At 69.4% G+C, this 12,434-nt stretch carries 10 protein-coding genes; 2 read left to right on the plus strand and 8 right to left on the minus strand.

Annotated elements, in window-relative coordinates:
• Positions 1-120 precede the first annotated feature (120 nt).
• From AB0H78_RS25235 to galT, 4 genes are all read right to left on the minus strand, one after another.
• A complete protein-coding gene (locus tag AB0H78_RS25235) occupies positions 121-282 on the minus strand; it encodes a hypothetical protein (protein WP_363236832.1) in 162 nt (53 codons plus the stop codon).
• Between the two features lie 77 nt (positions 283-359).
• Positions 360-1,490, minus strand: coding sequence for a galactokinase (galK, locus tag AB0H78_RS25240; RefSeq protein ID WP_363236833.1), 1,131 nt, complete (start codon positions 1,488-1,490; stop codon positions 360-362).
• The gene (gene galE / locus AB0H78_RS25245) at positions 1,487-2,458 is read right to left on the minus strand and encodes a UDP-glucose 4-epimerase GalE (RefSeq protein WP_363236834.1); all 972 of its coding nucleotides are present in this window, start codon (positions 2,456-2,458) and stop codon (positions 1,487-1,489) included. Before galE ends, galK begins: the two co-directional genes overlap by 4 nt.
• An 11-nt stretch (positions 2,459-2,469) precedes the next feature.
• Positions 2,470-3,531 (minus strand): galactose-1-phosphate uridylyltransferase, encoded by a 1,062-nt coding sequence (gene galT, locus AB0H78_RS25250; protein WP_363236835.1) that lies wholly within the window; start codon positions 3,529-3,531, stop codon positions 2,470-2,472.
• Positions 3,532-3,770: 239 nt separating this feature from the next.
• On the opposite strand from galT, the gene AB0H78_RS25255 reads away from it, so the two are divergent.
• Both AB0H78_RS25255 and AB0H78_RS25260 read left to right on the plus strand, forming a co-directional pair.
• Positions 3,771-5,441, plus strand: a complete 1,671-nt coding sequence (locus tag AB0H78_RS25255) for a sodium:solute symporter family protein (RefSeq protein WP_363236837.1) — start codon at positions 3,771-3,773, stop codon at positions 5,439-5,441.
• 15 nt (positions 5,442-5,456) lie between these two features.
• On the plus strand, positions 5,457-5,732 hold the full coding sequence (locus tag AB0H78_RS25260) for a hypothetical protein (protein WP_363236838.1): 276 nt from the start codon (positions 5,457-5,459) through the stop codon (positions 5,730-5,732).
• A gap of 22 nt (positions 5,733-5,754) precedes the next feature.
• On the opposite strand, the gene AB0H78_RS25265 is transcribed toward AB0H78_RS25260, so the two are convergent.
• From AB0H78_RS25265 to AB0H78_RS25280, 4 genes are all read right to left on the minus strand, one after another.
• A complete protein-coding gene (locus tag AB0H78_RS25265; protein WP_363236839.1) occupies positions 5,755-6,489 on the minus strand; it encodes a LuxR C-terminal-related transcriptional regulator in 735 nt (244 codons plus the stop codon).
• A 156-nt stretch (positions 6,490-6,645) separates the two neighbouring features.
• Positions 6,646-8,394: a PQQ-binding-like beta-propeller repeat protein gene (locus AB0H78_RS25270; RefSeq protein ID WP_363236840.1), complete on the minus strand. Its 1,749-nt coding sequence runs from the start codon at positions 8,392-8,394 to the stop codon at positions 6,646-6,648.
• A gap of 46 nt (positions 8,395-8,440) precedes the next feature.
• Entirely contained in the window at positions 8,441-10,249 is a 1,809-nt protein-coding gene (locus AB0H78_RS25275) for a PQQ-binding-like beta-propeller repeat protein (protein ID WP_363236841.1), read from the minus strand.
• A 164-nt stretch (positions 10,250-10,413) separates the two neighbouring features.
• The gene (locus AB0H78_RS25280; protein ID WP_363236842.1) at positions 10,414-12,225 is read right to left on the minus strand and encodes an ABC-F family ATP-binding cassette domain-containing protein; all 1,812 of its coding nucleotides are present in this window, start codon (positions 12,223-12,225) and stop codon (positions 10,414-10,416) included.
• Between the last annotated feature and the right edge of the window lie 209 nt (positions 12,226-12,434).

The raw sequence follows: 12,434 nt of genomic DNA on the forward strand, positions 1-12,434 counted from the left end.
GTTCGCGGGACGGGTGTGTCGCACCGTGACAGAAATCGACAGAAACAGGCCCGCCGACCCCCGCCGGAAGCGACGGCGCCGGCGCGCAGGTCCGGCCTGCGCGCCGGCTTCGGCGTCGATTCAGCGGTTGCCCTGACGGCGGGCCTGCGCCTTCTGCTGCATCCCGCGCGTCTTCGCCGCGATCGAGTCGATGTTCCGCTTCGCCTGCTGCGCATGCTGCTGGGCGGCGTCGTTGCGGGACTTCTGCGACTGCTCCCTGGGGTTCCTGCTCTGCTTGGCCATGAACACGGGCCTCCTCGGCCGGCCGGAAAGCGGACCACTCCACTCTCCCCCTGCCGCGCCGGACCCGCATCCGGGGCTCAGGACAGGCGGCGGGCGCCTGCCGAAGGGGTCGCCTCGAAGACGCGGGGGGCCGTGAAGCCCGCCGCCGCGAAGGCCTCTTCGACGGCCTTCGTCACCGACTCCGCGTCCGCCGCCTCCAGCAGGACGATCGCCGAGCCGCCGAAGCCGCCGCCCGTCATACGGGCACCGATCGCGCCGGCCGCCACCGCCGTGTCGACGACCAGGTCCAGCTCCTCGCAGGAGATGCGCAGGTCGTCGCGGAGCGAGGCGTGGCCCTCGATGAGGACGGGACCTATGGCGCGGACGTCCCCGGCGTCCAGGAGCTCGATGGTCCGCTCGACGCGGTGGTCGTCGGAGACGATGTGGCGGACGTAGCGGGTGATGCGCTCGTCCGACAACTTGGCCAGGGCTTGCGGGAGTTCGGCGTACGGGACGTCCCGCAGGTGCGTCACGCCCAGCTGTCGCGCGCCCTCCTCGCAGCCCTCGCGGCGTTCCGCGTACGCGCCGTCGCCGAGCGCGTGCTTGACGCGGGTGTCGACCACCAGGAGCTGGAGGCCCTGGGCGGCCAGGTCGAAGGGGACCTGGCGGGTGGAGAGGTCGCGGCAGTCCAGGTAGAGGGCGTGGCCCTCGGTGCAGCAGGCCGAGGCCGTCTGGTCCATGATCCCGCAGGGGACACCGACGAAGGCGTTCTCCGCGCGCTGGGCGATGACCGCCAACTCACTGCGGTCGAGGCCCAGTTCGTACAGGTCGTTCAGGGCCAGTGCGGTGACGACCTCCAGGGCCGCCGAGGAGGAGAGCCCCGCGCCCGTCGGGACCGTCGACGTCAGGTGGATGTCCGCGCCCGTGACGGCGTGGCCCGCCTCGCGGAGTGCCCAGACGACGCCCGCCGGGTACGCGGCCCAGCTGGTGTTGGTGAGGGGTTCGAGTTCGTCCACGTGGAGCTGGACGACGCCGCCTTCGATGTCCGCGGAGTACAGGCGCAGGACGCCGTCCGTACGGCGCGAGACCTCGGCCACCGCCGTGTGCGGCAGGGCGAGGGGCATGACGAAGCCCTCGTTGAAGTCCGTGTACTCGCCGATCAGGTTGACCCGGCCGGGCGCGGCCCAGACCCCCTCGGGGGCCGTTCCGTACAGCTCCAGGAAACTCATGCCTCAGCAACTCCCTTGTTCTGGGCGAAAGTCCACGCATCGGAGACGATGCCGGGCAGATCCGAGCGCTTGGGCGTCCAGCCGAGGCGCTCGCGTGCGGTGTCCGCGGAGGCGACCAGCGCGGCCGGGTCGCCGGCGCGGCGGGGGGCCAGGATCTCGGGGATCGGGTGGCCGGTGACCTTGCGTACGGTGTCGATGACCTCGCGGACCGAGAAGCCCGTGCCGTTGCCGAGGTTGCAGATCAGGTGCTCGCCTGTGGTGGCCGCGGCCAGGGCGAGGAGGTGGGCCTCGGCGAGGTCGGCGACGTGGATGTAGTCGCGGACGCAGGTGCCGTCGGGGGTCGGGTAGTCGTCGCCGTACACGGAGATGGCTTCGCGCCTGCCCTGGGCGACCTGGAGGACCAGGGGGATGAGGTGGGACTCGGGGTCGTGACGCTCGCCCTGCACCCCGTACGCACCGGCCACGTTGAAGTAGCGCAGCGATGCGGCCGCCAGGCCGTGGGCCGCGCACTCCCCCGTGATCATGTGGTCGACGGCGAGCTTCGTCGCGCCGTAGGGGTTGGTGGGCGCGGTCGGCGCGGACTCGTGGATCGGGACCGAGGCCGGTTCGCCGTATGTCGCCGCCGTCGAGGAGAAGACGAGGGTGCGGACGCCCGCGTCGCGCATCGCCGCGAGGAGGGCCGTCGTACCGCCGACGTTGTTCAGCCAGTACTTCTCCGGGTTGACGACGGACTCGCCGACCTGGGACGACGCCGCGAAGTGCAGCACGCCGTCGTAGGAGGAGTCGAGCCACTGGGCCGCGTCCTGGATGCGGCCCTCGATGAAGTGCGCGCCGGCGGGGACGCCTTCACGGAAGCCGGTCGAGAGGTCGTCGAGGACGGTGACCTCGTGGCCCGCTTCGAGGAGGTGGGCCGCCACGACGCCGCCCACATAGCCCGCGCCGCCTGTGACCAGGTACTTGGAAGACACAGCTTTGTCGCTCACTTGCTTGCTACCTCTCGGAGTCGCGTCGCCGCGGCCTCCGGCGGCACGTCGTTGATGAAGACGTTCATGCCGGACTCGGAACCCGCGAGGAACTTCAGCTTGCCGGAAGTGCGGCGGATGGTGAAAAGTTCCAGGTGCAGGGCGAATTCGTCCCGGTTGACGGCGAATCCGTCCAGCTCGCCGAAGGGCGCCTGGTGCCAGGCCGAGATGTACGGCGTCTGCGGCTGGTCCTCACCGAAGATCCGGTCGAAGCGCCTCAAGAGTTCCAGATACATCTGTGGGAACTCTGTGCGGGCCTCCTCCGAAAGGAAGCGCAGGTCGGGGACGCGCGTGCGCGGGTAGAGGTGGACCTCGTACGGCCAGTGGGCGGCGTACGGCACGAAGGCCACCCAGTGCTCGCCCTCCAGGACCACCCGGGCCCCCTCGGCCAGCTCGCGGGCGACGACGTCGTCGAAGAGGTTGCCGCCGCTGGTGGCCTCGGCGAACGCGTCCGCGCTGCGCAGCATCGCCTCGGTGCGCGGGGTGATGAAGGGGTAGCCGTAGATCTGGCCGTGCGGGTGGCCGAGCGTGACGCCGATCTCCGCGCCGCGGTTCTCGAAGCAGAACACCTGCTTGATCTGCGGGAGTTCGGCCAGTTCGGCGGTGCGGTCGGTCCAGGCCTCCAGGACCAGGCCCGCCTGCTCCTCGGTGAGGTCGGCGAAGGACGCGTCGTGGTCGGAGGTGAAGCAGACGACCTCGCAGCGGCCCGAGTCGCCCGCGAGGGAGGGGAACCGGTTCTCGAAGACGGCCACGTCGTACTCGGGCGCCGGGATCTCGCTGAGTCGTCCGTTACGGGAGGGGCAGAGGGGGCACTCGTCGGCCGGCGGGTGGTAGATCCGGCCCTGGCGATGCGAGGCGACGGCGACGGCGTCACCGAGCAGCGGGTCGCGGCGGACCTCCGAGGCGGTGGAGACGGGGTCGAGCGGGCGCAGGTCCGCGTCGTCGCGTACGACGTCGTCGCGGGAGTCGTAGTAGAGCAGCTCACGACCGTCGGCTAGCCGGGTCGATGTCTTCTTCACGCTGGCGCTCCTCGCACACTGACTCACACGCACACTCAACAGAACCGAACATAACAAACCACAAGCCAACAGCGCAGTCAATGGGTGCGACGCGTTCATCGGGCAAGCGCTTTCATCCGGACAAAACAACCTCTGCGATCACAATCCAACAAAGAACATCAACAAAACTGTTCACTTCGTGAAGTCGGAAGCGTAAGTTCCGGTCCTGTTCAGTTCACGCAACGAAGCGAGTACCCCCCATGAACCATCTCGCCGCCGGGCTCCGGCTCCCCACCAACGGGCTCGATTACGCGATCATGGCGATCTACTTCGTCGTGGTCCTCGGCATCGGCTTCGCGGCCCGCGCCAGCGTCAAGACCAGCCTCGACTTCTTCCTCTCGGGCCGCTCACTGCCGGCCTGGGTCACCGGCCTGGCGTTCGTCGCGGCCAACCTCGGCGCGACCGAGATCCTGGGCATGGCGGCAACCGGCGCGCAGTACGGCGTCGCGGTCGTCCACTGGTACTGGATCGGCGCCATCCCTGCCATGGTCTTCCTCGGCCTGGTGATGATGCCCTTCTACTACAAGTCGAAAGTGCGCTCCGTACCGGAGTTCCTGCTCCAGCGCTTCGACAAGTCCGCCCACCTGCTGAGCTCGATACTCTTCGCCTTCGCGGCGATCCTCATCGCGGGCGTGAACCTCTACGCCCTGTCGATCGTCGTCGAGGCGCTCCTGGGCTGGCCGCAGTGGGTCGCGATCGTCGTCGCGGGCCTCTTCGTCCTGCTGTACATCACCATCGGCGGTCTCTCGTCGGCGATCTACAACGAAGTCCTGCAGTTCTTCGTGATCCTCGCCGCGCTGATCCCGCTCACCATCCTCGGCCTGAAGAAGGTCGGCGGCTGGGACGGTCTGACGAACTCCCTGGAGAAGAGCCACGGCCACAGCTTCCTGTCCGCCTGGGACGGCACGGCCATCGGCCAGGCCAACCCGCTCGGCGCGAACTGGCTGACGATCATCCTCGGCCTCGGCTTCGTCCTCTCCTTCGGCTACTGGACGACCAACTTCGCCGAGGTGCAGCGCGCACTCTCCGCGAAGAACCTCTCGGCCGCCCAGCGCACCCCGCTGATCGCCGCCTTCCCGAAGATCTTCATCGTCTTCCTGGTGATGATCCCGGGCCTGGTCGCTGCCGTCGTCGCCCCGAAGATCGGCCTCGCCGGCTCGGGTCTGCAGTACAACGACGCGATCCCGCTGCTCATGCAGGACCTGCTCCCCAACGGTGTCCTCGGCATCGCGGTCACCGGTCTGCTCGCCGCCTTCATGGCGGGCATGGCGGCCAACGTCTCGTCCTTCAACACCGTCTTCACGACGGATATCTGGGCGCGGTACGTGCAGAAGGACAAGCCGGACGCGTACTACCTGCGCTTCGGCCGCCTCATCACCGCCGTCGGCGTGCTGGCCTCCATCGGCACGGCCTTCATCGCCTCGTCGTTCTCCAACATCATGGGGTACCTGCAGACCCTGTTCTCCTTCTTCAACGTCCCGATGTTCGTGGTCTTCATCATCGGAATGTTCTGGAAGCGCGCGTCCATGAAGTCCGGCGTCTGGGGCCTGCTCGCGGGCACCTCGGCCGCCATGCTCAACTACTTCTGGATCTACAAGCAGGGCGTCATCTCCATCCCCACCGACCAAGGCGCCAACTTCGTCTCGGCGATCGTCGGCTTCGTCGCCGGTGCGGTGGTCATGGTCGTGGTCACGCTCTTCACCGCGCCCAAGCCGGAGGCCGAACTGGCCGGTCTGGTGTACGGCACGAAGTCCCCTGACATGGAGGAGCCGCCCGCCGAGGGCGACGACGCCTGGTACCGCAAGCCCGCACTGCTCGGCTGGGGCGCGATCGTGCTCGCCGCGCTCTGCTACATCCCGTACTCGATCTGATCGGAGGCAACCACCATGTCTGAGCTGCACAAGGAAGTCTCCGAGCTGGAGGCCAAGTCGGCCACGGCCGCCCGCCTCTTCGACATCCGGCGGATCATCGGCGGACTGTTCGTCGTCTACGGCGTCATCGTCACGATCGCCGGGATCATGGCGTCCGACGCGGACATGAAGAAGGCGCAGGGGGTCAACATCAACCTCTGGACGGGGCTCGCGATGCTCGCCCTGGGGATCTTCTTCCTGGTCTGGCTGAAGCTGCGCCCGGTGGTGCCGCCGACGACCCCGGAGGCGTAACCGCCGCGGACGGGGCCGGACTTCACTCGCTGAGGTCCGGCCCCGTCCGCATGTCCGGATCCGTACCGCCCATCGCCGTGTGCACCCCGGCGCTGACCGTCGCCCGGTCGAGGAGCCCGGTGCGCGCCGCGAGCGCGGCCGCCTCCAGGCGCGAGCCGACACCGAGCTTCATCAGGACGCGCTGGACGTGGGTGCGGGCGGTGCTCGGCGCTATGCCCATCCCGGCCGCGATGAGCCGGGTGTCCTCCCCGTCGGCCACCCGTACCAGCACCTCGACCTCGCGCGGTGTCAGCATCTGGAGCAGCCGCTGGCCCTCGTCGTCGGGCTGGGCGGCCGGGTTGAGGAGTTCGGCGAAGGCGCCCTGCAGCAGCTGCGGCGCGACCGCCGCCTCGCCCGCCCGTGCCTTCACCATGGCGCGCTCGACGCCTTCGATGCGCTCGTCATGGCGTACGTAACCCGATGCGCCCGAGGCGAAGGCCGCCGCGATGCCGCGCGGACTCGGCACCGGGCCGAGCACCACGACGGCGACCTGGGGGCGCTCCTTCTTGATCCGCACGATGGGGTCGAAAGCCCCTGGTTCGGCGGGTGTTGCCGTACCGAAGAGGCAGACCTCGGGCGCCCTGCCGATCACCAGCTCGGCCGATCCGCCGGTGGGTGCGGCCGCGGCGAGCACGCGGTGACCGCGGAGTTTCAGCGCCGAGGCGAGTGCCTCGGCGAGCAATCGGTGGTCGTCCACCACCATGAGCCGGACGCCCATAGAGCTCTACCCCCCACAGTGTGACCACACGGAGCAGGCCCCCCGGCCTCCTGACCCGGCAAGCTACACGCTTGTTCGACGTCGCGCGCCCCTTACCGGTCAGAAGCCCCCCGGATTGTTTAAATCCCTTTCATTCTGGGCTATTCGAGCACCGGATCAGTTCGTTCCGAAGCCCACCGCGACGAGGTACTTGCTTCCTTCGAGGCGGTTCTCGCTCTGGGTGAGGTTGATGGAGCTGATGAACAAGTGGCCGTTGCGGAAACGGTATTCCGCGCGCTCCTGTGAGAAAGCGGTCTCCACGTCCCTGATCGCCTTGTCCGCCGGGTTCTCCATCAGGAGCGTCTCCTTGAAGGAGCCGCCGTCGATCGACACGACCTGTCCGCCCTTGTCGTACGGGGGCACCTTGTACGCGATGAGGTTCCCGCCGTCCATGCGGAGCGGCACGACCGTGTACCCCTCGCCCGAGGGCGAGTTGTCGCTCGTCGGCTTGCCGGTCGCCAGGTCGAAGGAGAGGATCTCGTTCGACCGGTCGTGCTCCTCCGTGGGGAGGTACAGCCGGTCGTTGCCGACGACGATGTTGGTGCAGACCTCGACCTCGGTGGAGCTGCACCGGCCGCCGTACTTCGCTGCCTGGGCGGCGATCCGGGCGCGCTGCTTGCCCGTCTTCGCGTCGATGGAGAAGTAGTCGGAGATACCGCTGCCGTCGCCCGCGGTGTCGCCGACGTCGGCGGCGACGACCAGCGGCTTGGTCGAGACGACGTGCGCGTACTGGACGCCCCGCGGGAGGGCGTACGAGGACTGCGCCTTGCCGGTGACCGGGTCCAGGGGCTGGATGGTCAGCTGCGGGCTGTCGTAGTCACCGCAGCTGCGTACGGCGACGAGGGCCTCGCCCCCGGCGTATCCGCGGTCCTCGCAGTTGTCGGAGTTGGCCTTCGGCGTCCAGCGCGGGGCGCCGGTGGCCAGGTCGAAGGCCGCGCCGCCGTGCACACCGCCGGTGGCGACGACGCCGGGGCCGACGGTGATCTCGTCGAACGAGATCTGCTTGCCCTTCTGCTCCGGGTCGTCCAACTGCTTGCGCCAGAGCAGCTTGCCCGCGTTGAGGTCGACGGCCGCGACCTGGGAGCAGCCCCAGAAGTTCTTGGCCGCGGTGGGCTGGGCGGGCTGAAAGGCGATCGCTGTCCTGCCGTCCGGGGAGATGTGCGACGAGGCGGCGCAGACCGGGCCCGGCAGCTTGATCGTCCAGGCGGGGGTGCCGGTGGCCGGGTCGTAGGCGACGACCTGGTTGACGCCGGACTTCACGTAGTACTTGTCGGTCGCCCAGGAGCCGTCCACCGCCGTGACCAGGTCGATCGGAGGGGCGGGGACCTGGAAGGACAGCTTGGCCGCGGTGGAGGAGGGCACCTTCTCCGAACCGCCGCCTCCGAGGCCCTTGTTGCCGCCGGTGCCGCCGCCGCTCTTGCCGCCGCCGGTCGTGCCGCCCTGGGACTGGTTCTGCTCCTTGCCCCCCTTGTTGCCGCTGTCCTGGGCGGACATGTACCAGAGGCCGCCGCCGACGATCAGGGCGACGGCCACGACCGCCGCGATGACGATGCGGGTCTGGTTGCCGCCCGAGCCGCCGGTGGGGGTGGGGGGCGGGGTGACGGGCTGCTGCGGGAAGTCGTAGCCCTGCTGGGGCGGGTAGCCGTACGGGGGCTGCTGCTGCGGGTAGCCGTAGCCGGGCTGCGGTTGCTGCGGGGGCTGGCCGTACGGCTGTTGCGGCGCCGGCGGCTGCTGAGGGTAGCCGTAGCCGGGCTGCGGCGGGGGCTGCTGGCCGTACGGCGGCTGCTGGGGCGCGCCGAAGCCGCCCTGCGGGGGCTGGGGTGGCTGGTTCGGCGGCTGCTGCGGGGGCGGTGGCGGCTGGGTCATCGCGGGTCTGCCTTCGGTGCCTGGGAGTCGAGGGGTCGGGGAGCCGTCACTTGCCGTACACCAGCATGATCTTGTCGGTCGAGTCGTCCTTGCCGTCGACACGGCTGGACATGATGATCGAGCGCCCGTCCACGTACTCGACCTTCTTGGAGAAGAAGCCGTTCTCGATGGAGGCGGTCGACAGCGGGTGCTGGAGCACCACCGTCGCCTTGCCGCCCGACGGGCCGATGCTGGTGATCGCGCCGGCCTTGTCGTAACTCGGCTCCAGGTACGCGAGCAGGTTGGCGCCCTCGGTCCGCAGCGGCATCGCGGTGCGGCCGTCACCTGCCGGTGAACGCCACTTCGCCTTGCCGGTGTTGAGGTCGATCGCGACGATCTCGTTCTGCCGGCCCGAGCTCGTGGACTGCGCCGGGGTCGTCGGCAGATAGAGCGTGTTGGCGTCCGTGGCCACTCCGGTGCAGCTCTGCATCTCACCGACGAAGATCGACATGCCGCAGCTGGGCTGGAAGGAGTCCTTGAGGTGGAGCTCCGAGCGGAAGGCGCCGTTCGGCTTCAGCGACAGGACGTTCCACGTCTTCTTCTTGGAGTTGGTGACGTAGAGGACGGGCGGGGACGTCGCGTAGACCTTCTTCACCTCCCAGCCTGCGGGCAGCTTGTACGTCCAATTCGCCTTGCCCGTGTCCGGATTGAGCTCCTGGACCTGCGCTCCGGCCTCCTGGCCGCCCGAGCGGCAGGTCTCGGCGGCGAGCATCTTGGCGCCGCCCGCGAAGCCCGCCGGCTGGCAGTTGCCCGCCATCCGGCCGAAGACCTTGTGGCCGTCGGCGACCGAGAAGGCGCTGGAGCCGCCCATGCGGGTCACGCCGACGGTGTTTCCGGAGATGGAGAGATAGAGCTCGGTCATGATGTCGAAGGCGTTCTCCTTCGGGACCTCCTTCTTCCATCCGAGCTTTCCGGTGGCGAGGTCGACCTGCTGGAGCTGGTTGCAGTCGCTCTTCTCGGTGTTGCCGTTCTTCACGCCGATGACGATCTTGCCGTCGGCGGTCGACTGCGGGGGCGCGCCGCAGATCTCGGTGGAGAGGGGGATCTCCCACTTCTGGGCGCCGTCGGCGGCTCCGTAACCGGTGACGGTCTTGTACATGGCCTTGGCGACGGTGTCGCCGGTGAACCACATGCCGTACGCGTCGGCTCCGTTGCGCGGCAGGTCGACCTTGTTGGTCTGCGACCACAGGACCTGGGCCTCGCCGTCCTTGCGGCCGGCGTTGAGGTCGTCGCCGCCGTCACGGCTGCCGGAGTTCGTCGGGTTCGCGCTGGTCCCGCCCGTGGGCTTCTTGCTGTCGGTCGCGATGGGCTTCTTGTCGTCCTTGTCGCCGCTGCTGGTGGCGAACCAGATGCCGCCGCCGATGACGAGGAGACCGGCCACGGCGGCCGCGATGATGATGCCGGGCTTGCCCTTGAAGGGGCTGCCGCCGCCCGCGCCGGGAGGGCCGGGCGGAACAGGCGCGCCGGGGAACTGCTGCTGGCCGTACGGGGGCTGGGGCGCGCCGTAGGGGCCCGGCTGCTGGGGGAACTGCTGGGGCTGCTGGGGCTGCTGGGCGTACGGATTCGGTGCCTGGCCCGGCGCCTGCTGCGGGTACCCGTAACCCGGCTGCGGGGGCGGCGGGTTCTGCGGGTATCCGTACCCGGGCTGCGGCTGCGGTGCCTGCGGCGGCCCCGCGGGCGGCGGCGGCATCTGCGGCGCCTGGGCGGGCGGAGGCGGCGGCCCGGGCTGGGCCGGCGGCTTCTGCCCCCCGAGCCGTGGGTCCTGAGGTGCACCGAATCCGCCCTGCGGCGGCTGCGAGTTGGGCGGCTGGGTCATCAGCACGTCCCCCTTTGCTGCTGATCGCCGTTCAGGGACGGCCCGGACCGCTCCAGGTCACTCAAAGCGGGAGCTATTTCTATCACTTGCGCACCAAAGAACGCGGGCCGGTCACTCCCCTGTGCCCAAGGGAGAACCGGCCCGTGATGCCTCTGTTACGTGACCTACTGGGCGGCCTCCGCCAACTCCAGCCAGCGCATCTCCAACTCGTCGCGCTGCGAGATGAGTTCACGCAGCTCGGCGTCGAGCTTCGCGACCTTCTCGAAGTCGGTGGAGTTGTCGGCGATCTGCGCGTGCAGCGACGTCTCGCGGTCGGACATCTTGCTGAGCTGCCGCTCGATCTTCTGCAGCTCCTTCTTCGCGGCGCGGGCCTCCTCCGAGGAGACCTTCGGCGCGGAGGGCGCAGCCGAGGCGGCAGGCGCCGAAGCCACGAACGCGTCGAGGACCCGCTTCCTGCGCTCCAGGTACTCGTCGATCCCGCGCGGCAGCATCCGCAGCGTGGCGTCGCCGAGGAGTGCGAACACCTTGTCGGTGGTGCGCTCGATGAAGAACCGGTCGTGGGAGATCACGATCATCGACCCGGGCCAGCCGTCGAGCAGGTCCTCGAGCTGCGTCAGCGTCTCGATGTCGAGGTCGTTGGTGGGCTCGTCGAGGAAGAGGACGTTCGGCTCGTCCATCAACAGACGCAGGATCTGCAGGCGGCGGCGCTCACCACCGGAGAGGTCGCCGACGGGCGTCCACTGCTTCTCCTTGGAGAAACCGAACTGCTCGCAGAGCTGGCCGGCGGTCATCTCGCGGCCCTTGCCCAGGTCCACCCGGTCGCGTACCTGCTGCACAGCCTCCAACACCCGCAGGGTGGGCGGCAGTTCCTGCACGTCCTGCGAGAGGTAGGCGAGCTTGACGGTCTTGCCCACGACGATCTTCCCGGCGGCGGGCTGGATCTCACCGCCCGTACGCTGCGCCTCGGCGAGCGCGCGCAGCAGCGAGGTCTTGCCCGCGCCGTTCACCCCGACCAGGCCGATGCGGTCGCCGGGTCCCAGGTGCCAGGTCAGATGCTTCAGCAGCATCTTGTCCCCGGCCTGGACGGTGACGTCCTCAAGATCGAAGACGGTCTTGCCCAGGCGGGCGTTGGCGAACTTCATCAGCTCGCTGGTGTCGCGCGGCGGGGGTACGTCGGCGATGAGCTCGTTGGCGGCTTCGATGCGGTAGCGCGGCTTGGAGGTACGGGCGGGCGCTCCGCGCCGCAGCCAGGCCAGCTCCTTGCGCATCAGGTTCTGGCGCTTGGACTCCTCGGTGGCGGCGATGCGCTCGCGCTCGGCGCGGGCGAAGACGTAGTCGCTGTACCCGCCCTCGTACTCGTGCACCGATCCGCGCTGTACGTCCCACATGCGCGTGCACACCTGGTCGAGGAACCAGCGGTCGTGGGTGACGCAGACGAGTGCGGAGCGGCGGGCCTGGAGGTGCTTGGCGAGCCAGGAGATGCCCTCGACGTCGAGGTGGTTGGTGGGCTCGTCGAGGATGATCAGGTCGGGCTCGGCGATGAGCAGCTTCGCGAGCGCGATACGGCGGCGCTCGCCGCCGGAGAGCGGCGCGATGACGGTGTCGAGTCCCTGCCCGAAGCCGGGCAGGTCGAGCCCGCCGAAGAGCCCGGTGAGCACGTCGCGGATCTTGGCGTTGCCCGCCCACTCGTGGTCGGCCATGTCGCCGATGACCTCGTGGCGGATGGTGGCCTGCGGGTCGAGGGAGTCGTGCTGCGTGAGCACGCCGAGCTGCAGCCCGCCGACCTGGGTGACGCGGCCGGTGTCCGGCTCCTCCAGCTGCGCGAGCATCCGGATCAGCGTCGTCTTGCCGTCGCCGTTGCGCCCGACGACACCGATCCGGTCCCCCTCGGAGACGCCGAGCGAGATTCCGTCGAGCAGGGCACGGGTCCCGTAGACCTTGCTGACGGCCTCGACATTGACGAGGTTGACGGCCATTGACGCTCCAGAGAAGGGGGATCTGTCGATCTCCCAGCGTACGTGGCGGGGGGCCGGGGTTTCTCCCGCGCTCCGCGCGGGGCCTTCCGTCCGCTCCGCGGACCCCGACCCGTCTCCCACCCACGCACCGCCCCGAAGCGCCGGACACGATTCGGCGGACTCCCCCTGTGGGTGGTCGCCCACCGTCGGCGGCCGCAGGTCGGCCGCAG

The sequence above is a fragment of the Streptomyces sp. NPDC050738 genome (assembly GCF_040654175.1).
In the GTDB taxonomy this organism is placed as follows: Bacteria; Actinomycetota; Actinomycetes; order Streptomycetales; family Streptomycetaceae; genus Streptomyces.

Excerpts from the sequence above, each read along its gene's own strand:
- AB0H78_RS25260 (WP_363236838.1), top strand. The coding sequence starts at position 5,457 with ATGTCTGAGCTGCACAAGGAAGTCTCCGAGCTGGAGGCCAAGTCGGCC.
- AB0H78_RS25255 (WP_363236837.1), top strand. The coding sequence starts at position 3,771 with ATGAACCATCTCGCCGCCGGGCTCCGGCTCCCCACCAACGGGCTCGAT.
- galK (WP_363236833.1), bottom strand. The coding sequence starts at position 1,490 with ATGAGTTTCCTGGAGCTGTACGGAACGGCCCCCGAGGGGGTCTGGGCC.
- AB0H78_RS25265 (WP_363236839.1), bottom strand. The coding sequence starts at position 6,489 with ATGGGCGTCCGGCTCATGGTGGTGGACGACCACCGATTGCTCGCCGAG.
- AB0H78_RS25275 (WP_363236841.1), bottom strand. The coding sequence starts at position 10,249 with ATGACCCAGCCGCCCAACTCGCAGCCGCCGCAGGGCGGATTCGGTGCA.
- AB0H78_RS25270 (WP_363236840.1), bottom strand. The coding sequence starts at position 8,394 with ATGACCCAGCCGCCACCGCCCCCGCAGCAGCCGCCGAACCAGCCACCC.
- AB0H78_RS25235 (WP_363236832.1), bottom strand. The coding sequence starts at position 282 with ATGGCCAAGCAGAGCAGGAACCCCAGGGAGCAGTCGCAGAAGTCCCGC.
- AB0H78_RS25280 (WP_363236842.1), bottom strand. The coding sequence starts at position 12,225 with ATGGCCGTCAACCTCGTCAATGTCGAGGCCGTCAGCAAGGTCTACGGG.